17 protein-coding genes are annotated in these 20,822 nt (G+C 62.8%); 6 read left to right on the top strand and 11 right to left on the bottom strand.

Annotated elements, in window-relative coordinates; translation table 11 throughout:
• Positions 1-31: 31 nt before the first annotated feature.
• Positions 32-664: a TetR family transcriptional regulator gene (locus LUB09_RS06235; RefSeq protein ID WP_057007860.1), complete on the bottom strand. Its 633-nt coding sequence runs from the start codon at positions 662-664 to the stop codon at positions 32-34.
• A gap of 283 nt (positions 665-947) precedes the next feature.
• On the opposite strand from LUB09_RS06235, the gene LUB09_RS06230 reads away from it, so the two are divergent.
• The 6 genes from LUB09_RS06230 to LUB09_RS06205 all read left to right on the top strand — a co-directional run bounded on the left by LUB09_RS06230 (position 948) and on the right by LUB09_RS06205 (position 10,791).
• Positions 948-2,093 (top strand): efflux RND transporter periplasmic adaptor subunit, encoded by a 1,146-nt coding sequence (locus LUB09_RS06230; protein WP_231422042.1) that lies wholly within the window; start codon positions 948-950, stop codon positions 2,091-2,093.
• 3 nt (positions 2,094-2,096) lie between these two features.
• On the top strand, positions 2,097-5,258 hold the full coding sequence (locus LUB09_RS06225) for an efflux RND transporter permease subunit (RefSeq protein WP_231422040.1): 3,162 nt from the start codon (positions 2,097-2,099) through the stop codon (positions 5,256-5,258).
• Complete coding sequence (gene adeC, locus LUB09_RS06220) at positions 5,255-6,712, top strand: AdeC/AdeK/OprM family multidrug efflux complex outer membrane factor (RefSeq protein ID WP_231422039.1); 1,458 nt, start codon at positions 5,255-5,257, stop codon at positions 6,710-6,712. Before LUB09_RS06225 ends, adeC begins: the two co-directional genes overlap by 4 nt.
• Positions 6,713-6,896: 184 nt before the next feature.
• Positions 6,897-8,147, top strand: coding sequence for an OprD family porin (locus tag LUB09_RS06215; protein WP_231422037.1), 1,251 nt, complete (start codon positions 6,897-6,899; stop codon positions 8,145-8,147).
• A 153-nt stretch (positions 8,148-8,300) separates the two neighbouring features.
• Complete coding sequence (locus tag LUB09_RS06210) at positions 8,301-9,776, top strand: M91 family zinc metallopeptidase (RefSeq protein WP_231422035.1); 1,476 nt, start codon at positions 8,301-8,303, stop codon at positions 9,774-9,776.
• Between the two features lie 130 nt (positions 9,777-9,906).
• Positions 9,907-10,791, top strand: coding sequence for a polysaccharide deacetylase family protein (locus LUB09_RS06205; protein ID WP_231422034.1), 885 nt, complete (start codon positions 9,907-9,909; stop codon positions 10,789-10,791).
• 62 nt (positions 10,792-10,853) lie between these two features.
• On the opposite strand, the gene pcaC is transcribed toward LUB09_RS06205, so the two are convergent.
• The 10 genes from pcaC to LUB09_RS06155 all read right to left on the bottom strand — a co-directional run bounded on the left by pcaC (position 10,854) and on the right by LUB09_RS06155 (position 20,745).
• On the bottom strand, positions 10,854-11,258 hold the full coding sequence (gene pcaC, locus LUB09_RS06200) for a 4-carboxymuconolactone decarboxylase (RefSeq protein ID WP_057007855.1): 405 nt from the start codon (positions 11,256-11,258) through the stop codon (positions 10,854-10,856).
• Positions 11,259-11,360: 102 nt separating this feature from the next.
• Positions 11,361-12,152 (bottom strand): 3-oxoadipate enol-lactonase, encoded by a 792-nt coding sequence (gene pcaD, locus LUB09_RS06195; protein WP_231422032.1) that lies wholly within the window; start codon positions 12,150-12,152, stop codon positions 11,361-11,363.
• A gap of 10 nt (positions 12,153-12,162) precedes the next feature.
• Positions 12,163-13,527, bottom strand: coding sequence for a 3-carboxy-cis,cis-muconate cycloisomerase (locus tag LUB09_RS06190; RefSeq protein ID WP_231422030.1), 1,365 nt, complete (start codon positions 13,525-13,527; stop codon positions 12,163-12,165).
• A gap of 10 nt (positions 13,528-13,537) precedes the next feature.
• Entirely contained in the window at positions 13,538-14,833 is a 1,296-nt protein-coding gene (locus LUB09_RS06185) for an MFS family transporter (protein ID WP_231422028.1), read from the bottom strand.
• Positions 14,834-15,020: 187 nt separating this feature from the next.
• Positions 15,021-15,587: a protocatechuate 3,4-dioxygenase subunit alpha gene (pcaG, locus tag LUB09_RS06180; protein ID WP_209989725.1), complete on the bottom strand. Its 567-nt coding sequence runs from the start codon at positions 15,585-15,587 to the stop codon at positions 15,021-15,023.
• Position 15,588: 1 nt separating this feature from the next.
• A complete protein-coding gene (gene pcaH, locus LUB09_RS06175; protein ID WP_209989722.1) occupies positions 15,589-16,293 on the bottom strand; it encodes a protocatechuate 3,4-dioxygenase subunit beta in 705 nt (234 codons plus the stop codon).
• A gap of 17 nt (positions 16,294-16,310) precedes the next feature.
• Positions 16,311-17,513 carry a 3-oxoadipyl-CoA thiolase gene (gene pcaF, locus LUB09_RS06170; RefSeq protein WP_209990721.1) on the bottom strand — a complete coding sequence of 401 codons (1,203 nt, stop codon included), beginning with the start codon at positions 17,511-17,513 and terminating at the stop codon, positions 16,311-16,313.
• Positions 17,510-18,289, bottom strand: a complete 780-nt coding sequence (locus LUB09_RS06165) for a CoA-transferase subunit beta (protein WP_209989718.1) — start codon at positions 18,287-18,289, stop codon at positions 17,510-17,512. The genes pcaF and LUB09_RS06165 overlap by 4 nt, the downstream gene beginning before the upstream one ends.
• On the bottom strand, positions 18,289-19,146 hold the full coding sequence (locus tag LUB09_RS06160; protein WP_231422026.1) for a CoA transferase subunit A: 858 nt from the start codon (positions 19,144-19,146) through the stop codon (positions 18,289-18,291). The genes LUB09_RS06165 and LUB09_RS06160 overlap by 1 nt, the downstream gene beginning before the upstream one ends.
• Positions 19,147-19,404: 258 nt before the next feature.
• On the bottom strand, positions 19,405-20,745 hold the full coding sequence (locus tag LUB09_RS06155) for an MFS transporter (protein ID WP_231422025.1): 1,341 nt from the start codon (positions 20,743-20,745) through the stop codon (positions 19,405-19,407).
• Between the last annotated feature and the right edge of the window lie 77 nt (positions 20,746-20,822).

Below are 20,822 nucleotides of genomic sequence, written 5' to 3'. Positions count from 1 at the left end.
GACACAACCTGATGCAATTACGCATTTTGTCTCAATTGCGCAGGCTCGGGCTCAGGCGCAGCATGTCCAGCCCTGCATCGACCCAACGCTCGGCGTCCTGATGCAGTTGAAAACTGTCGGGCACCAGCAACCATTGACCGATCAAGCCGTGAATGTAGGCGTGGATACACACCGCGCCGCGCGCTGTGTCGAGGTTTTCCGGGAGTTGCCCGCGATGCACCGCATTACGCAAGGTGAGCCCGATGCGCAGGTTGCATTCGAGCGTGTGCGTCTGGCGCTGGCGGCGCATGTCGCACATCTCATCGGTGAACTCGCACTTATGAAACAGGATCTCGTTGATACGCCGGGTTTTCGGGTCCAGAGCCACTTGATGATAAAGACGAATCAGCAACTTGCGCATGCAGCCCAATGGGTCAAGTTCATCCTCGCTTTCACTGGCCCGGGCCAAGTCATCCAGGGGTTCGTGCAACGTGTCGAGCAGCGCCTGCAGCAGATCGGACTTATTGCTGAAATGCCAGTAGATGGCGCCCCGCGTGACACCCGCCAGCGAGGCGATATCCGCCAGCGTGGTGCGCGCCACGCCGCGCTCGTAAAAAGCGTGCTCGGCGGCGTCGAGAATCTGGCTGCGCGTTTCCTGAGCTTCCTCTTTGGTGCGACGAACCATGGCAGTAAAACCTCAATCAGGGCACTTCAGACTATCGTTAACGCGCAGTTAATAGACGCTAACGATCATCCGTATATTTTTGGGACGACACCGTCATGGGCACCGAACGTAATGAAATCGAGGCTTCGCACGTTGCTTTGTCAACATTCCACGAAGCCTGTCAAGAGTTTACAAACAACCATGAACGTAAGTATATTGCGTAGCAAGCTACTTATCCACTCACTTGTTTTCCACCCTTCCACACTTCTTGTGCGCACTCAGCGCGCCTGACCCGAGGATCTTCATGCAACTTAAGCCAGCTGTTACCGCTCTGGTCACTGCCGTCGCCCTGGCATCGCTGCTCAGCGGATGTAAAAAGGAAGAAGCGGCACCGCCCGCTCAAACCCCTCAGGTCGGCGTAGTCACTATTCAACCGCAAGCCTTCACCTTGACCACCGAACTGCCAGGCCGCACCACGGCCTACCGCATTGCGGAAGTTCGGCCACAGGTCAACGGCATCATTCTCAAGCGCCTGTTCAAGGAAGGCGCAGACGTGAAGGAAGGCCAGCAGCTTTATCAGATCGACCCGTCGGTGTATGAGGCCACGCTGAAAAGCGCCCAGGCCAAGCTGACCCAGACCAAGTCGATCACCGACCGCTACAAGCAGCTGGTCGATGAGCAAGCCGTCAGCCGCCAGGAATACGACACCGCCCTGGCCAACCGCATGACCGCAGAAGCCGATATGCAAACCGCGCAGATCAACGTGCGCTACACCAAGGTGCTGGCGCCGATCTCCGGGCGCATTGGCCGTTCCGCAGTCACCGAAGGCGCACTGGTCAGCAACGGCCAGGCCGATGCCATGGCGGTGATCCAGCAACTGGACCCGATCTACGTCGACGTCACCCAGTCTTCGGCCGAAATGCTGAAACTGCGCCGCGACCTGGAAAGCGGCCAGCTGGAAAAAGCCGGCGCCAACGCCGCCAAGGTCAAGCTGACCCTCGAAGACGGCAGCGACTACGGCCATGACGGCAAGCTGGAATTCTCCGAAGTGTCGGTTGACCAGACCACCGGTTCGGTCACCCTGCGCGCAGTCTTCCCCAACCCTGACCACACCCTGCTGCCCGGCATGTTCGTGCACGCCCAGTTGCAGGCCGGTGTGAACAGCAAGGCCATCCTCGCACCGCAGCAAGGCGTGACCCGTGACCTCAAGGGCATCCCGACCGCGCTGATCGTGAACAAGGACAACAAGGTCGAGCAACGCACCCTGGTCGCCAACCGCACCGCCGGTGCCTACTGGCTGGTGGAAAAAGGCCTCGACGCCGGTGACCGTGTGATCACCGAAGGCCTGCAGTACGTCAAGCCGGGTGCCGAGGTGAAGGTCAAGGAGGCTGACAACGCCAAGCCTGCCGGCGCTGCCGCTCCTGCTGCCGCAGCCGGCAAAGGGGAGTAATCCATGTCGAAATTTTTTATCGACCGTCCCATTTTCGCCTGGGTGATCGCCCTGGTGATCATGTTGGTCGGCGCACTCTCGATCCTGAAGCTGCCCATCAATCAGTACCCGGCCATCGCGCCAACCGCCATCGACATCCAGGTGACCTACCCGGGCGCGTCCGCACAAACCGTGCAGGACACCGTGGTGCAGGTGATCGAGCAACAGCTCAACGGTATCGACAACCTGCGCTATGTGGCCTCGGACAGTAACTCCGACGGCAGCATGACCATCACCGCGACGTTCAACCAGGGGACCAACCCGGACATCGCCCAGGTGCAGGTGCAGAACAAGCTGAACCTGGCGACCCCATTGCTGCCGCAGGAAGTGCAGCAGCAGGGTATCCGCGTGACCAAGTCGGTGAAGAACTTCCTGATGGTAATCGGTCTGGTGTCCGAAGACGGCAGCATGACCAAGGACGACCTCTCCAACTACATCGTGTCCAACATCCAGGACCCGATTTCGCGTACTTCGGGCGTCGGTGACTTCCAGGTGTTCGGCTCGCAGTACGCGATGCGCATCTGGCTGGACCCGGCCAAGCTGAACAACTTCCAGCTCACCCCGGTTGACGTCAGCAACGCCATCGCCGCGCAGAACGTGCAGGTGGCCACCGGCCAACTGGGCGGCCTGCCTGCCCTGCCCGGCACCCAGCTGAACGCGACGATCATCGGCAAGACCCGTCTGCAAAACGCCGAGCAGTTCGGCAATATCCTGATGAAGGTAAATGCCGACGGCTCCCAGGTGCGCCTGCATGACGTGGCCCGCATCGAACTGGGCGGCCAGAACTACAGCATCAGCGCGCAGTTCAACGGCAACCCGGCATCCGGTATGGCGATCAAGCTCGCCTCGGGCGCCAACGCCCTGGACACCGCCAAGGCCATCCGCGCCACGGTGGCGTCGCTGGAACCGTTCTTCCCGCCAGGCATGAAGGCAGTGGTGCCGTATGACACCACGCCAGTGGTCACCGAATCGATCTCCGGTGTCGTACACACCCTGATCGAAGCGATCGTGCTGGTGTTCCTGGTGATGTTCCTGTTCCTGCAGAACTTCCGCGCCACCATCATCACCACCATGACCGTACCGGTGGTATTGCTGGGCACCTTCGGTATCCTCGCGGCGTTCGGTTTCACCATCAACACCCTGACCATGTTCGGCATGATCCTCGCCATCGGCCTGCTGGTGGACGACGCTATCGTGGTGGTGGAAAACGTCGAGCGGGTGATGGCCGAGGAGCACCTGTCGCCCAAGGAGGCGACGGTCAAATCCATGGGCCAGATCCAGGGCGCCCTGGTGGGTATTGCCCTGGTGCTCTCGGCGGTACTGTTGCCGATGGCGTTCTTCGGCGGCTCCACCGGTGTGATCTACAAACAGTTCTCCATCACCATCGTTTCGGCCATGGCGCTGTCGGTACTGGTTGCGCTGATCTTCACCCCGGCGCTGTGCGCCACCATGCTCAAGCCGATCGATCCGGAAAAACACGGCCAACCCAAGCGCGGTTTCTTCGGCTGGTTCAACCGCACCTTCGACCGTGGCGTACTGAGCTACGAGCGCGGCGTGGGCAACATGATCAAGCACAAGATCCCGGCGTTCCTGGTGTACCTGCTGATCTTCGCCGGCATGATCTGGCTGTTCATGCGTATCCCGGCCGCGTTCCTGCCCGACGAAGACCAGGGCGTGATCTTTGCCCAGGTGCAGACCCCGGTCGGCTCCACGGCTGAACGCACGCAAAAAGTCATCGACGACATGCGTATCTACCTGCTCAACGACAAGGAAGGCGAGCCGGGCGAAGGCAAGGGCGTGAAATCGGTATTTACCGTGAACGGCTTCAACTTCGCCGGTCGCGGCCAGAGCTCGGGCCTGGCCTTCGTGATGCTCAAACCGTGGGATGAGCGTGACGATTCCACCTCGGTGTTCGAGATCGCCAAGCGCGCCCAGGGTTACTTCATGCAGACGTTCCAGGACGCCATGGTGTTTGCCATCGTGCCGCCGTCGGTACTGGAGCTGGGTAACGCCACCGGTTTCGACGTGTTCCTGCAGGACCAGGGTGGTGTCGGCCATGAGAAATTGATGGCGGCACGCAACCAGTTCCTCGGCATGGCCGCCCAGAGCAAGATTCTCGCCGGTGTACGCCCCAACGGTGTGAACGATGAGCCGCAGTACGAGCTCACCGTCGACGACGAGAAGGCCAGTGCCCAGGGGATCACGCTGTCGAACATCAACCAGACCCTGGCGATTGCCCTGGGTGGCAGCTACGTCAACGACTTCATCGACCGTGGCCGTGTGAAGAAGGTGTACGTACAAGGTGAAGCGGCCAGCCGCATGTCGCCTGAAGACCTGAACAAATGGTACGTGCGCAGCGACTCCGGGAAGATGGTGCCGTTGTCGGCCATCGCCTCGGGCAAGTGGATCTACGGCTCGCCGAAACTGTCGCGCTATAACGGCGTGGCGGCGATGGAAATCCTCGGCACCCCGGCACCGGGCTACAGCACCGGTGACGCGATGGCCGAGGTCGAACGCATCGCCAAGCAATTGCCGGCCGGTATCGGCTACGCATGGACCGGCCTGTCGTACGAAGAACGCCTGTCCGGCTCGCAGGCGCCTGCGCTGTACGCGCTGTCGCTGCTGGTGGTGTTCCTGTGCCTGGCGGCACTGTACGAAAGCTGGTCGATCCCGATAGCGGTGGTCCTCGTGGTGCCGCTGGGTGTGGTGGGGGCGTTGATCGCCACCAGCATGCGCGGCTTGTCCAACGACGTGTTCTTCCAGGTAGGCTTGCTGGTGACGGTAGGCCTGGCGGCGAAAAACGCCATCCTGATCGTGGAGTTCGCCAAGGAACTCCACGAACAGGGCAAGGGCATCGTCGAGGCGGCCATCGAGGCCTCCCGCATGCGTCTGCGCCCGATCATCATGACCTCCATGGCGTTCATCCTCGGCGTACTGCCGCTGGCGATCTCCTCGGGCGCAGGTTCAGGCAGCCAACATGCCATCGGTACCGGCGTGATCGGCGGTATGATCACCGCAACCGTGCTGGCGATCTTCTGGGTGCCACTGTTCTTCGCAACCGTGTCGGCCATCGGCAAGCGCAAAAAGACTGAAACCACGCAAACCCCTAACGAGGCTGGCCAATGAGCAAGTCGCTACTTTCCCTAGCCGTCACCGCCTTCGTGCTCAGTGGCTGCTCGCTGATACCTGACTATCAGCGCCCCGAAGCGCCGGTGGCCGCGCAGTACCCGCAGGGGCAGGCGTATTCGTCGGCCCAGGCGCCGGGCCAGGCGGCTGCCGAACAGGGCTGGAAGCAGTTTTTCCACGATCCTGCCCTGCAGCAACTGATCCAGACCGCCCTGGTGAACAACCGCGACCTGCGCGTCGCGGCGCTGAACATCGACGCGTATGCCGCGCAGTACCGCATCCAGCGTGCCGACCTGTTCCCCGCCGTGTCGGCCAACGGTGCCGGCAGCCGCCAGCGCACCCCGGCACGTATGTCGCAGACCGGTCAATCGGGCATCACCAGCCAGTACTCGGCCACACTCGGGATCAGCTCATACGAGCTGGACCTGTTCGGCCGTGTGCGCAGCCTGAGTGAAGAGGCCCTGCAAAAATACTTCGCCACCGAAGAAGCACGGCGCAGCACGCAGATCAGCCTGGTGGCCAGCGTGGCCAACGCCTACCTGACCTGGCAGGCCGACAAGGAACTGCTCAAGCTCACTCAGGACACCCTGGGCGCGTTCGAACAGAGCTTCAAGCTCACCTCGCGCAGCAGCGAAGTCGGCGTGGCCTCGGCCCTCGACCTCAGCCAGGCACGCACCTCGGTGGAAAACGCCCGGGTGCAACTGGCACGCTACACGCGCCAGGTGGCTCAGGACGAAAACAGCCTGACCCTGCTGTTGGGCACCGGGCTGCCGGCGAATATCGCCAGCAAGCCACTGTCCGATAACCTGCTCGCCGAAGTGCCGGCCGGGTTGCCCTCGGACCTGCTGCAACGACGTCCCGACATCGTGCAGGCCGAGTACAACCTCAAGGCGGCCAACGCGAATATCGGCGCAGCCCGCGCGGCGTTCTTCCCGAGCATCAGCCTGACGGCCAACGCCGGCACCCTGAGCCCGGACCTGGGCGGCCTGTTCAAGGGCGGCTCGGGTACCTGGTCGTTTGCCCCGCAGATCAACATCCCGATCTTCAATGCCGGCAGCCTGCGCGCCAGCCTGGACTACTCGAAGATCCAGAAAGAAATCAACGTGGCCAACTACGAGAAGGCCATCCAGACCGGCTTCCAGGAAGTGTCCGACGGCCTCGCCGCGCGTGAGACCTACAAGCAGCAACTGGACGCCCAGCGCGGCTTCGTCGCGGCCAACCAGGATTACTACCGCCTGGCCGAACGTCGCTACCGCATTGGCGTGGACAGCAACCTGACCTTCCTCGACGCCCAGCGCCAACTGTTCAGTGCCCAGCAGTCGCTGATCACCGACCGCCTGGCGCAGCTCACCAGCGAGGTCAACCTGTACAAGGCCCTCGGCGGTGGCTGGAACGCGCAGACCGCGCAGAACGAGCCCGTGAAAGAAGAAGCCCCGACGTTGAAGTTGTTCTGACCGCCCGGGTGTAATCAAAAACCGCTTCCGTCATCGGAAGCGGTTTTTTTATGCCTCTCTTTTAACCGCGCCAACTTGCGTTCGATCATCGCCCAAAACCCGCCCTGCCCCACTTTCATCGCTCCCGCACCGCCCCGCACCATGCGCGCACCTGCATAACCCCAATAACAACAGGTCCTACGCCATGAGCACGTTTCGCCCGCGCCAGCTATTGCTGGCAACCGCTGTCGCAAGCCTTGCCCTGCCCGTCTGCGCCGAGGAACACGGCTTTCTCGAAGACGCCAGCGCCAACCTCAACTTGCGCAATTTCTTCTTCAACCGCAATTTCACCAACCCGACCAGAGCCCAGGGCGGCGCGCAGGAGTGGACGCAGAGTTTCATCCTCGATGCCCGCTCCGGCTTCACCCAGGGCACGGTCGGCTTTGGCGTGGATGTGCTGGGCCTGTACTCGCTCAAGCTCGATGGCGGGCGCGGCACTGGCGGCACCCAGTTGCTGCCGCTGGACCGTGATGGCCGTCCGGCGGACGACTTCGGGCGCCTGGGCGTGGCGTTCAAGGCGCGCATTTCCAAAACCGAACTGAAGGTCGGCGAATGGATGCCGGTGCTGCCGATCCTGCGCGCCGACGATGGCCGCTCCCTGCCGCAGACGTTGCGCGGCGGACAGATCACCGCGAAGGAAATCGACGGCCTGACCCTCTATGGCGGCCAGTTCCGCGCCAACAGCCCGCGTGACGACAGCAGCATGACTGACCTGTCGATGGTCGGCAGAACCGCGTTCACCTCCGACCGCTTCAACTTCCAGGGCGGCGAATACGCGTTCAACGACAAGCGCACCCAGATCGGCCTGTGGAATGCCCAGCTCAAGGACATCTACAGCCAGCAGTTCATCAACCTGATCCACAGTCAGCCCCTGGGCGCCTGGACCCTGGGCGCCAACCTCGGGTTTTTCTACGGCACCGACGACGGCAGCGCCCGCGCCGGCAAGCTGGACAACAAGACCTGGTCCGGCCTGTTCTCCGCACGCTACGGCGGCAACACCTTCTATGTGGGCCTGCAAAAACTCAGCGGCGACAGCCAATGGATGCGCGTCAACGGCACCAGCGGCGGCACCCTGGCCAATGACAGCTACAACTCGAGCTACGACAACGCCGAGGAAAAATCCTGGCAGGTGCGCCATGACTACAACTTTGCCGCCCTCGGCGTGCCAGGGCTGACCTTGATGAACCGCTACATCAGCGGCAGCAACGTGCACACCGGCAGCGTGACGGACGGCAAGGAATGGGGCCGCGAAAGCGAATTGGGCTACACCGTGCAAAGCGGCAGCCTGAAAAACCTGACGATGCGCTGGCGCAATTCCAGCATGCGGCGTGACTACAGCAACAATGAGTTCGATGAAAACCGCTTGATTGTCAGCTACCCCATCAGCCTGCTGTAACCCCGCAACAGCCACGATCTGATGGGTCGTGGCTGTTTTTGTAGCAAATTGCCTCATTTACCGCATGAACGTTTCCCTGCCATGGCACGACTGAAGGGCATGCGCTGTAAGACGGCGCTACACATCACCTTATCCGACACACAGGTACAGGCCATGACCACAGTCACTTCCCATCACAACCACGCCATGGCGCCCGAACGACCGTCGGCCAACACACCGTCCGGCCCACCGCCTGTTCAGACCCACAGAAGGGTGTTGGTGGATGATGGAAATCTGCGCGCCGGTCAGGCACTCACCCTGGGCCTGAAAAACCCTGAGCGTCCAGAGACGCTGGCGAATGTTCTGTTCCTCGAAACAGGTGAACGCGCCGACCGGATTCATATCAGCCAACGCCCTGATGGCCAGTTGTACGCTCAGGTGAACGGTCGTGATTACGTACTCGATACCCCAGACGGGCGCTCGAACATTCCAACCCTGCTCCACATCAAGTCTGCCGCGGGCGACGACCGTATTACCATCGCCCCCAACGTCAACGTACGTGTCGAGATCGACGCCGGAGACGGCAATGATGTGGTCCAGGCGGGCGGCGGCAAAACCTGCGTGTATGGCGGGCGTGGCGATGACGATATTACCCTCGGCAGCCACACCGGCTACGCCGAAGGCAATGAGGGCAACGACATACTCAAAGGTGGCCGGGGCCACACGGTAATGTACGGCAATGCCGGCAATGATCGCCTGTACGCCGGCAGCGGGCCGGCCGATAAACAGAGCCACCTTGATGGCGGTACAGGCAACGACCACCTGTACGCAGGCAACGGGCACACGGTGCTCAACGGTGGCCTGGGTGACGACCTGCTGGTGGGCCACGGCAACACCACATTTTACTCAGGGCCAGGGCGCAACACCTTGCGCGCGACTGCGATCAAGGCGCGCATCCATGCACAAGCGACAGATCGCCTGATGAAAACACAAGGCTCAACGGTCACCCGTGTGACACCTACCGACGCAGGCCGACAAGCCTTCAGTATCCAGGGGCCACCTGACTTCGTTGCGCGAGTCGAAGACGATCTGACCTTGCTTCGCGCATCGCCACAAGGGCAAAAGATGCTGAAAGCGCTGGATGAGATGGCCGTAAAAAATGGCGGTCCGGTTCTCATCGTGCCCAGTGATCGCGGTAACTCCTACCGTTTCTGGAGCACCGAGCTGCAACACCTGGCTCAGGACAATCAGGTTCCCACTGAACGCACTGACCCAAAGTGGGGTTACATACAGGACGGGGTACCGGGGTCACGGGCCGACAAAGGCACGATTTTCTACAACCCGGCCACTATTTACGGGACGGACCCGCTGTTCTTGCCGCTCAACCAGCTTTTCCATGAAATGGCGCACGCCTGGAATGGCGCCAACGGCACCTTCCTGCCAGGTGCGAGCGCGCCGACCAGCGATCAACCCGAGCGCCCGGGCCCACCCAACAGCGAACTGCAAGCCGTCGGCCTGGTGAGCAACGCGCCGCCTTTCGACTTCGACAACAACGCCTCCACCCCTCCCACCTCAACCAACCCAGCCCCGTTTACCGAAAACACGCTAAACGCAGAAATGGGCCTGGCGCTGCGAACCCGCTACGCCTGAATCAGACTCGCCTGGCCAGGCGGCCATTTATACCGGTGATCGCGGCGTGTGCATGCTGTATCGTGCACGCGCCATCACACGGTAAAGGAACCTCAACGACACGGACGCCTACCTCTTCGCCAAGGCCGCCATGAAATACCTCATTGTCCTTTTGTCGGTTCTGCTCAGCGGCTGTATCGGCCAACCCATCGCCCTCACGCCGCAGACCGCGCAGCGTTTGCAGGCCCAGGCGCCGATCCGTTTTCTCATCACCTTCGATGACGGCCCCAGCGCCTCGGGCTACAACAACCCGAGCCGTTCGGTGTTGGGTGACCTGGCGCACAACCCGATTTTGCCGGGTATCAAGGCGGTGTTTTTCGTGCAGACCGAAGGGGCGCGTTCCGGCGGCAGTCCGCGCGGGCGCAAGACCCTGGTGCGTGAATTCGCCGCCGGGCATGTGCTGGGGTTCCACACCGCCACCGCGTTTCATACCAACCACCGCTGGTTGAGCGATGCCGAACTGGCGCGCACCCTCAGCCTGGGCGCAGCGGACATTGCCGGGATCACCGGCGCACCGCCCGTGCTGGTACGTCCGCCGTTCTGGAATTACGACAAGCGCACCTTCGCCGCCTACCAGCGCCATGGCATGGCCGTGTTGCTCACCGACCTGAGCGCCAACGACGGCAAGATCTGGGGCTTCAACGCCAGCCCCCGGCGGCGCGCCAACCTGTACCGGCAGTTGTCGGTGGTGCGCGAACACATTGCCCTGGGTGAGCTGCCGACGGTGGACGGGGTGATTCCAGTGGTGGTGACCTTCCACGATATCAACCGCTATACCGCGCGGCATCTGCAGGAGTATCTGCAGATCCTGCTGGACAGCGCGCGAATCAATGGCATGAGGACCGCCGCCGAGCCGTTCTACACCGACACCGCCGCCCTGCAACGCGCGGCGCTGGCACGCACGGTCAAGGATGTGAATGCGCCGGTGCACCTGCCGGGGGTGTGGAATTGGGTGTGGGATGCCGATTCACACTGATGTGTTGAGCCTGTGAGGATCCCCTGCGGGAGGGGGCTTGCTCCCACCTTTCTGAGCGTATTTCACGTCGGATCTTGTTGGCGAGACTCAACCCCCAACTCATCCCACACCGATTCGGCCAGGTGGAACGTGGCGTTCGCCGCTGGAATCCCGCAGTAGATCGCGCTCTGCATCAGCACTTCCTTGATCTCGGCACGGGTCACGCCATTGCTCGCGGCGGCGCGCAGGTGCAGTTTCAACTCTTCACTGCGGTTCATGCCGATCAGCATGGCGATGGTGATCAGGCTGCGGGTATGCCGAGGCAAGCCCGGGCGGGTCCAGATATCGCCCCAGGCGTGACGGGTGATCATCTCCTGGAACTCGCCGTTGAACTCGGTCAGGGCGTTGAGGCTGCGATCGACATGGGCATCGCCGAGCACTTCGCGGCGCACCTTGAGTCCCTCGGCATAACGTTGTTTCTCGTCCACAAAAAGCTCCTCTGAACAGGAAATGTGGCGAACGGATTTTTTGTGGCGAGCCCGCTCGCCACAGCCACACCGCTCGCCATTGCAAGACCAGCCATCACTGGGTCAGTGGGCCAGCAGAAATTCGATAACGCGGTCGCTGAACGCGGCGCCCGCTTGAACGTTGGACAGGTGCGCCGCATAGAACTCGACGTACTCGGCGCCCTGCACATGGTTCTGGATAAAGTGGCCGCCGGCCGGCGGTGTCACGGCATCTTCAGTGCCGGCGATCACCAGCGTCGGCACCTTGATCGAGACCAGTTGCGCGCGCAAATCCGCGTCGCGCACGGCGGCACAGTTGGCGGCGTAGCCCTCGGGCGAGGTATTGGCGAGCATGTCGGTGATCTGTTGCGCCTGATGCGGATTCGCCGCCGCAAAGTCAGCGGTGAACCAGCGGGCAATCGACGCATCGCGCAGCGCCACCATTGCCGCCGCGCCGTCCCGCAGCACGGTCTCGATGCGCGGGTCCCACACCTCGGGGGTGCCGATCTTCGCAGCGGTATTGCACACCACCAGGCGCTGCAGGCGTGTGCCGGCGTTGATGCCCAGCCATTGGCCGATCAGCCCGCCCATGGACAGCCCGCAGAAATGTGCGCGCTGGATACCCAGCCCATCCAGCAGCGCCAGCACGTCGCGGCCCAGTTGCTCGATGCTGTAAGGCCCCGGCGTGACCAGTGACTTGCCATGACCACGGGTGTCGCAGCGCAGCACACGAAAATGCCGGGTAAACGCTGGCATCTGGATATCCCACATATGCAGGTCGGTGCCCAGGGAGTTGGACAGCACCAGCACGGGGGCATCGGCAGGCCCGTCGAGTTGGTAATGCAGTTCGCCGTCGGCGAGTTGGACAAAGGGCACGGCAGCCTCCTCAGGCGTTCAAGGCAAAATGTTCGGTGACGGCGCGGCTGACCCAGGTGTGTGCCTGGCCCAGGTAGTGCGCCGGATCGAGCAGGCGGTCCAGTTCGGTGGCTGACAGCTCGGCGGTGATCTGCGCTTCATCGGCCAGCACTGCGCGCAAATGCCGACCCTCGGCGACCGCACGCTGGCAGCATTGCTCCAGCAGATGATGCGCGGTTTCGCGGCCCAGGCGTTGGGCGAGCACGATGCTGACTGCTTCGGCGAGCACCAGGCCCTGGGTGAGGTCGAGATTGCGCGCCATGCGTTCAGCGTCGACCTCCAGGCCTTCACTCATCAGTAGCGCCTGCTTCAGCGCACCGGACACCAGCCGGCAGATGTCCGGCAGGGTTTCCCATTCGGCATGCCACAAGCCCAGGCTGCGTTCGTGCTCCTGGGGCATGGCGCTGAACAGGGTCGCCACCAGCCCCGGCACGCGGGTGGCGGCGCTGATCAGCACGGCGGCGCCCACCGGATTACGCTTGTGCGGCATGGTGGATGAACCGCCCTTGCCCGGCGCCGACGGCTCGAAGACTTCAGCGGCTTCGGTCTGCATCAGCAAGCTGATGTCGCGGCCCAGCTTGCCGAGGCTGCCGGCGATCAGGCCAAGTGCCGCAGCGAACTCCACCAGACGGTCACGCTGGGTGTGCCAGGGTTGTTCGGGCAGGCTCAATTGCAACTCCGTCGCCAGCGCCTCGGCCACCGGCATGGCCTGCTCACCCAGCGCCGCCAGGGTGCCGGACGCACCGCCAAACTGCAGCACCAGCACGCGTGGCTTCAACTGCGCCAGGCGCTGGCGACTGCGAGTCACCGCTCCCAGCCAACCGGCGATTTTCATCCCCAGGGTGACCGGCGTGGCGTGCTGCAGCCAGGTGCGCCCGGCCAGTGGCACCGCTGCGTAGCGCTGGGCCTGGGCAGCGAGAACGTCCCCCAGGCGCGCCAGGTCCGCGTCGATCAATGCCAGTGCCTGGCGCACCTGGAGAACCAGGCCGGTGTCCATCACGTCCTGGCTGGTTGCGCCCAAATGCACATAGCGCTCGGCCCCGGCGTCCTCGCTGGCAATCAACTTGCCCAGTGCCTTGACCAGCGGGATGGCCGAATTCCCCGAGGTGGCAATCGCCACGCTCAGGGCGTCGACGTCGTACAGCGAGGCCAGGCACGCCTGGGCAATCGGCGCGACGGCGGCCTGCGGAATCAACCCGACCCGGGCCTGCGCGCGGGCCAGCGCCGCCTCGAAATCCAGCATGCCCTGCAAGCGGCCCTGGTCGCAGAACACCTCGGCCATGCTGTCGGTGGAGAAGTAGGCGTCGAACAATTGGTTGCTCGTGCGCAGCGTCATAACGGATCCCTTACAAATCGTGGTGCAGGTACTCTGCCTGTTTCGGCAGGCGCAGGCTGAACAGGAACGCCACGGCCATCATGCCGGTGACGTACCAGTAAAAGGTGTTTTCCATGCCCAGGGACTTGAGGCCCAGCGCCACGTACTCCGCCGAACCGCCGAAGATCGCGTTGGCCACGGCGTAAGCGAAGCCTACGCCAAGGGCGCGTACGTGGGGCGGGAACATCTCGGCTTTGACCAGCCCGCTGATCGAGGTATAGAAGCTGACGATAGCAAGCGCCAGGGAGATCAGCACAAACGCCAGGAACGGGTTTGTCACGGTTTTCAGGGTCATCAGGATCGGCACCGTGCACAGGGTGCCAACGGCGCCGAACCAGAGCATCGAAGTGCGCCGGCCGATCCGGTCCGAGAGCATGCCGAACAGCGGCTGCATGCACATATACACAAACAGCGCGCCGGTCATGATGTAGCTGGCGGTCTTGGCGTGCATGCCGGCGGTGTTCACCAGGTATTTCTGCATGTAGGTGGTAAAGGTGTAGAAAATCAGCGAGCCGCCGGCGGTGTAGCCGAGCACGGTGATGAATGCCCCTCGGTGATCGCGGAACAACGCGGCTATGCTGCCGGCGTCCTTGTCCTGGCGCACTTGCGTGCTGGCGGTTTCCTTAAGGGTGCGACGCAGCAACAGGGAGATGACTGCTGCAATGGCGCCGATTACGAACGGAATGCGCCAGCCCCAGGCATGCAACTCTTCGTCGCTGAGAATCTGTTGCAGGATCACCAGCACCAGCACCGCCAGCAGTTGCCCGCCGATCAGGGTCACGTACTGGAACGAAGCGAAGAAACCGCGCTGGCCCTTGAGGGCGACTTCACTCATGTAGGTGGCGGTGGTGCCGTATTCGCCCCCCACCGACAAGCCCTGGAACAGCCGCGCCATCAGCAGCAGCACCGGCGCCCAGACGCCGATGTCCTTGTAGGTGGGCAGAAAGGCGATAACCAGTGAGCCGGCGCACATCATCAGCACCGAAATCATCATCGAGTTCTTGCGCCCGTGCTTGTCGGCCACCCGGCCAAACAGCCAGCCGCCGATGGGCCGCATCAGGAACCCGGCGGCGAACACACCGGCGGTGTTGAGCAACTGCACCGTGGGTTCGTCCGAGGGGAAAAACGCCGGGGCAAAGTAGATGGCGCAGAAGGCGTAGACATAGAAGTCGAACCATTCGACAAGGTTGCCGGAGGACGCGCCGACGATTGCAAAAATACGTTTGCGGCGTTCTTCCCCGGTGTAGTGAATCGTTGTTGTTGTCATGGTTTTTTACTCAGTGGGACGGGTATAGCCTAGACATACTTTGCAACAACCATGTCTTGCAAGAAGAGTTTGAGGAGGTTCTGACTCAAAGGGTCTCATCGGGAGCAAGCCCCCTCCCACATTTCTGAATGTATTCACCAATCAAAATGTGGGAGGGGGCTTGCTCCCGATTGGATTTCAGGCCAACTCAGTAATCGAAAAACACTGTTTCCCTGTCGGTGCCCTGCAAAATCACATTCCACTGATACACACCGGCCCCATCCTGCTCGGCAATCAACGTCGCGCGCCGCTCGGCCGGCACACAGGCCAGCAACGGGTCATCCCCATTCAACGCCTCGCCGGCAAAATAAATCCGTGTAAGCAAGTGCTTCACCAGGCCCCGTGCGAATACCAGCACCACCAGGTGCGGCGCCTGGGTCGTACCCTTGAGCCCGGGAACGCTGCCCGGCTTGATCGTGGTAAAGCGGAACCGCCCTTCGGCATCCACCGGCACGCGGCCGAAGCCTTCGAAGTTCGGGTCGACGGGTTTGGCCTGCTCATCCTCCGGGTGGTCGTACTTGCCGGCGGCGTTGGCCTGCCAGACCTCCAGCATGGCGTCGTTGACGACATCGCCGTTGCCGTCCACCACTTGCCCGCTGATCGCCACGCGGTCGCCCAGCGTGGCGGCGACGGTCAAGTCCTCGCGGTTCAGCCAGGTCAGGCCGATGTGGTAGTAAGGCCCCACCGTGTGGGACGTGGTTGCATACAGGCTCATCTCATTTCTCCATCGGCGTGGCGTCGCGGCCGCGCAGGACGATGTCCCAGCGGTAGCCGAGGGCATAGGAAGGAATGGTTTTTTCCAGGTCGAAGCTGGCGATCAGGCGCTGCTTGGCCGAGGTGTCCGGCACGCAGTTGTAGATCGGGTCGTATTCCAGCAGCGGGTCGCCGGGGAAGTACATCTGCGTCACCAACCGGGTCAGCACGCTGGGGCCGAACAGCGAAAAGTGGATATGCGCCGGGCGCCATGCGTTGTGGTGATTGCCCCACGGGTAGGCACCGGGCTTGATGGTCTGGAACTGGTACCAGCCATCGGCGTCGGTGACGGTGCGGCCGGTGCCGGTAAAGTTGGGGTCCAGCGGCGCATCGTGCAGGTCGCGCGGGTGGTTGTAGCGGCCGGCGGCGTTGGCCTGCCAGATTTCCACCAGAATGCCCGGCACCGGCAAACCGTTTTCGTCCAGCACACGGCCATGGATGATGATGCGTTCGCCTTGCGGCTCGCCGTCATGCTGGGCGGTGAGGTCGTTGTCGGTCTCATTGACCCGCTCGGCGCCGATGCTCGGGCCGGTGATTTCCGACAGGGAATGGGGCAGGAACACCAGCGGCCGGGACGGCGAACGCAGGTTCGTCGACTGGTAGGCCGGGTGCAGGTAATCAGGTTGAGTGCCCGCTTGCGGGCGCCGGTAACCGGGCTTGTCACTCATGGAGCCATCCTCTTTTATTAGACGCGTTCAATCGCCAGGGCCAAACCTTGGCCGACGCCCACGCACATGGTCGCCAGGCCTTTATGGCCTCCGGTTTTTTCCAACTGATGCAGGGCTGTCAGTACCAACCGCGCACCGCTCATGCCCAACGGATGGCCAAGCGCAATGGCGCCGCCGTTCGGGTTGACCTGCGGCGCGTCGTCGGCAATCCCCAGCTCACGCAGTACCGCCAGGCCCTGGCTGGCAAAGGCTTCATTGAGTTCGATCACATCGAAATCGCTGACGGCCAGGCCCAGGCGCTCCACCAGCTTGCGCACCGCCGGCACCGGGCCGATGCCCATCACACGCGGCGCAACACCGGCGCTGGCCATGCCCAATACCCGGGCGCGGGCCGTGAGGCCGTGTTTTTTCACCGCGTCGGCGGACGCCAGAATCAGCGCCGCCGCACCGTCGTTCACGCCTGACGCGTTGCCGGCGGTGACGGTCTTGTCAGGGCCGTTGACCGGCTTGAGTTTGGTCAGCGCTTCAAGGGTGGTGTCGCGTGGATGCTCATCGTGCTCCACCAGGGTTTCGCCTTTTTTATGGGCGACCCGCACCGGCACGATTTCTTCGGCAAAGAAGCCGGCAGCCTGGGCAGCGGCCGTGCGTTGCTGGCTGCGCAGGGCAAAGGCGTCCTGATCGGCGCGGGACACGTTGTAGTCATCGGCAACGTTGTCGGCGGTCTGCGGCATCGCGTCCACGCCGTACTGGGCTTTCATCAAGGGGTTGATAAAGCGCCAGCCGATGGTAGTGTCTTCAAGCTTCATGTTGCGCGAAAACGCGGCGTCGGCCTTGCCCATCACGAACGGTGCACGGGACATCGACTCGACGCCGCCGGCAATCGTCAGCTCCATTTCGCCGCTGGCGATGGCGCGAAAGGCAGTGCCGATGGCGTCCATGCCCGAGGCGCACAAGCGGTTGAGGGTTACGCCGGGAATGCTCTGCGGCAGGCCGGCCAGCAACAGCGCCATGCGCGCGACGTTGCGGTTGTCTTCGCCGGCCTGGTTGGCGCAGCCGAGGAACACCTCGTCCACCGCGTTCCAGTCCACCGACGGGTTGCGCTCCATCAGCGCCTTGATCGGCAGCGCGGCCAGGTCATCGGCGCGCACCGTGGACAGGCCACCGCCAAAGCGGCCGATGGGGGTGCGAATGGCATCACAGATAAATACGTCGCGCATCAGGCTTCTCCAGGCGCTTGGCCGTGGGCGGCGGCCGTGCGGGCTTCAAGGTCACGCAGGGCGGTCAGTTCGACCTCTGTCGGTGCGGCACTGGTGTCGACCTGATCGGCAAAGCGAATCGCCCAACCGGTGGCGGCCATTACTTGCTCGCGGGTGACCCCGGGGTGCAGCGCGGTGACCACGAACTCATGGGTGCCCTCTTCCGGTTCCATGATGCACAGGTCGGTAATAATGCCCACAGGTCCGGCACCCGGCAGGCCCAGGCGCTTGCGTGAATCACCGCCTTCGCCGTGACCGACCGAAGTGATGAAGTCCAGCTTGTCGACAAACGAGCGCGCCGACTGCTTGAGGATGATCAGCACGCTTTTGGCGGAGCCGGCGATTTCCGGCGCGCCACCGGCACCCGGCAGGCGTACTTTGGGCTGGTGATAGTCACCGACCACGGTGGTGTTGATGTTGCCGAAACGGTCGACCTGGGCCGCACCGAGAAAGCCGACGTCGATGCGTCCGCCTTGCAGCCAGTAGCGGAAGATCTCGCCGGTGGGCACCACGGTGTCAGCGGTTTCCGCCAGTTCGCCATCGCCGATGGACAGCGGCAACACGGAAGGCTTGGCGCCAATCGGGCCGGACTCGTAGATCAGCACCACATCGGGCGATGAGGTCAGGCGCGCCAGGTTGGCGGCCTTGGACGGCAGGCCGATGCCGACAAAGCATACCGAGCCGTTCTTGAGGCGGCGCGCGGCGGCGACGGTCATCATTTCGTTGGTCGAGTAAGCCATTACTTGGCCTCCTGCGCGGTGGCCAGCTTGGCCTGGAATTCACTGAAATCGGCAGTGCCGTGGATGTATTCGTCGATCCAGGCGGTAAAGGTCCCACGGTCGCGGGCAATCGGGTCCCACGCCTGATAGAAACGGTTGTCGCGCTCGTTGTAGCCGTGGGCGTAGGACGGATGTGCGCCGCCAGGTACATGGCACACGGCGGTCAGGGCCCAGGTCGGCAGCACGCAGCTGTTCATCGGCGCATTCAGGTCGTCGACGATTTCCTCGACGGTAACGATGCAGCGCTTGGCTGCCAGGGCCGCTTCCTTCTGCACACCGAGAATGCCCCAGAGCAGCACGTTGCCCTTGCGGTCGGCTTTCTGCGCATGAATCACCGTGATGTCCGGGCGCACCGACGGCACCGCCGCCAGCACTTCGCCGGTAAATGGACAGGTCACGGTCTTGATCAGCGGGTTGACCTTGGGCAGGTCGGAACCGGCGTAGCCGCGCAGCACCGCGAAGGGCAGCCCGGAGGCTCCTGCAACGTAGGCGTTGGCGAGGTCTGCATGGCTGTGTTCTTCGATCTCCAGCGGCTGCGGCCACTGTTTTTCCACCGCGTCACGCAAGCGATGCAGAGAGCCCACACCCGGATTGCCGCCCCACGAGAAAATCAGCTTGCGCACACAGCCGGCACCGATCAACTGATCGTAGATCAGGTCGGGCGTCATGCGCACCAGCGTCAGGTCTTTCTTGCCCTGACGAATGATTTCATGGCCTGCGGCCGTAGGGATCAGGTGGGTGAAGCCTTCGAGAGCGACGGTGTCGCCGTCGTTCACGAAGCGCTTGACCGCATCACGCAGGGTGAGAATGTCAGCCATGGGGTGGGGCTCCCGGTGTGGATCGAAAAAGGCGCTGAGGTGGCGCCGAAGTGCCTGAAGATTAAGCCGAGGGCATGGCGCCAAACAATCCGATAATCGACTAAACGTTCGATAATCGAACATTTGTTAGCGAGCTAACTCTTGTCCAATGTGGGAGGGAGCTTGCTCCCGATAGGATTGTGTCAGCCCAGGATGTGCTGACTGATACACCGCTATCGGGAGCAAGCCCCCTCCCACATTTTTAAACGCCACCACCCCTCAGGTGGCATCCGCATGGCTGACCATGCCCTTGATGATCACGGCCGCAGTGGCCAGCGCGGCCGGGATCACCAGCGCAGTCAGCACCTGCTCGAAGTTCCAGCCCAGGCCCAGCAGCGTGGCGCCCATCCATGCACCGAGGATCGCGCCAAACCTGCCGATTCCGAGCATCCACGACACCCCCGTGGCGCGGCCCTGCGTCGGGTAGAAACGCGCGGCCAGAGACGGCATCGCCGATTGCGCGCCGTTGACGCACATCCCGGCAATCAGCACCAACGTCGCCAGCAGGGTGATATTGCCCAGGCTCTGCCCTACTGCGTAGGCGAAGACCCCCGCCAGCAGGTAAAACGTGCCGATGACCTTGTGCGGATTGAAGCGGTCCATCGCCCAGCCCACACCGACCGCACTCAACACGCCGCCGAACTGGAACAGCGCGCCGATGAAGGCGGCCTGCTCCATGCTGGCGCCGCTGTCGCGCATCAGGGTCGGCAGCCAGCTGGTGAGCAGGTACACAATCACCAGGCCCATGAAATAGGTAAGCCACAGCAACAAGGTGCCGGCGCTGTAGGTGCCGGAGAAGATCACCGCGAACACGTTGCGTGCCTTGACGGTTTTTTGCTCGGGCACACTGAAGGCGCTGGCCTGGGCGACCACCGTGGGCTCGATGGGGGACAGCGCTTCGCGCACCTTGTCGGTGCCGCGATTGCGCACCACCAGGTAGCGCGCCGATTCGGGCAGCCACAGTATCAGCGCCACCACCAGGACCAACGGCAGGATGCCGCCGATCATCAACAAGGCGTGCCAGCCGAACGCCGGAATCAGCTTGGCCGAGATAAACCCGCCACCGGCCATGCCCAGGTTGAAGCCGCAGAACATGCTGGTCACCAGCAAAGACTTGTGGCGCTCGGGGGTGTATTCGGACAGCAGGGTGGTGGCATTCGGCATGCCGGCGCCCAGGCCCAGCCCGGTCAGAAAGCGCAGCACCAGCAGTTGGTCGACATTCGAGCTGTAAGCCGACGCCAGGCTGAAGGCGCCGAACACCAGCACCGCCCCCACCAGCACAACCTTGCGTCCGAAGCGATCCGCCAGCGGCCCGGAGCCGAGGGCGCCGAACACCATGCCGATCAACGCGGCGCTCATCACCGGGCCGAGGCTGGCGCGATCAATACCCCAATCCTGGGACAGCGCCGGAGCGATAAAGCCCATGGCGGCAGTGTCGAGGCCATCAAGGAAGACAATCAGGAAACACAGGATCACCACACGCCACTGGTAGCGTGACAGTGGCTGGGCATTGATGAAGGACTGGACGTCCAGGGTGGAGCCAACAGAAGATTGCGTCATTATTGTTATTCCACACCGATGGCGGGCCAACGACCTGAGGTCGTCATTATTATTGGGTGCGCCCGGGAGCGCTGCCG

It is taken from the genome of Pseudomonas sp. Leaf59 (assembly GCF_920984685.1).
Lineage (GTDB): Bacteria > Pseudomonadota > Gammaproteobacteria > Pseudomonadales > Pseudomonadaceae > Aquipseudomonas.
Note: the sequence above shows the minus strand (reverse complement) of the source record. Positions and strands in the feature narration are given on the sequence as shown.

Excerpts from the sequence above, each read along its gene's own strand:
- pcaH (WP_209989722.1), bottom strand. The coding sequence starts at position 16,293 with ATGAGTGACAAGCCCGGTTACCGGCGCCCGCAAGCGGGCACTCAACCT.
- LUB09_RS06235 (WP_057007860.1), bottom strand. The coding sequence starts at position 664 with ATGGTTCGTCGCACCAAAGAGGAAGCTCAGGAAACGCGCAGCCAGATT.
- LUB09_RS06165 (WP_209989718.1), bottom strand. The coding sequence starts at position 18,289 with ATGGCTTACTCGACCAACGAAATGATGACCGTCGCCGCCGCGCGCCGC.
- LUB09_RS06225 (WP_231422040.1), top strand. The coding sequence starts at position 2,097 with ATGTCGAAATTTTTTATCGACCGTCCCATTTTCGCCTGGGTGATCGCC.
- LUB09_RS06190 (WP_231422030.1), bottom strand. The coding sequence starts at position 13,527 with ATGACGCTGCGCACGAGCAACCAATTGTTCGACGCCTACTTCTCCACC.
- LUB09_RS06185 (WP_231422028.1), bottom strand. The coding sequence starts at position 14,833 with ATGACAACAACAACGATTCACTACACCGGGGAAGAACGCCGCAAACGT.
- adeC (WP_231422039.1), top strand. The coding sequence starts at position 5,255 with ATGAGCAAGTCGCTACTTTCCCTAGCCGTCACCGCCTTCGTGCTCAGT.
- pcaG (WP_209989725.1), bottom strand. The coding sequence starts at position 15,587 with ATGAGCCTGTATGCAACCACGTCCCACACGGTGGGGCCTTACTACCAC.
- LUB09_RS06230 (WP_231422042.1), top strand. The coding sequence starts at position 948 with ATGCAACTTAAGCCAGCTGTTACCGCTCTGGTCACTGCCGTCGCCCTG.
- LUB09_RS06210 (WP_231422035.1), top strand. The coding sequence starts at position 8,301 with ATGACCACAGTCACTTCCCATCACAACCACGCCATGGCGCCCGAACGA.
- LUB09_RS06160 (WP_231422026.1), bottom strand. The coding sequence starts at position 19,146 with ATGGCTGACATTCTCACCCTGCGTGATGCGGTCAAGCGCTTCGTGAAC.
- LUB09_RS06215 (WP_231422037.1), top strand. The coding sequence starts at position 6,897 with ATGAGCACGTTTCGCCCGCGCCAGCTATTGCTGGCAACCGCTGTCGCA.
- LUB09_RS06205 (WP_231422034.1), top strand. The coding sequence starts at position 9,907 with ATGAAATACCTCATTGTCCTTTTGTCGGTTCTGCTCAGCGGCTGTATC.
- LUB09_RS06155 (WP_231422025.1), bottom strand. The coding sequence starts at position 20,745 with ATGACGCAATCTTCTGTTGGCTCCACCCTGGACGTCCAGTCCTTCATC.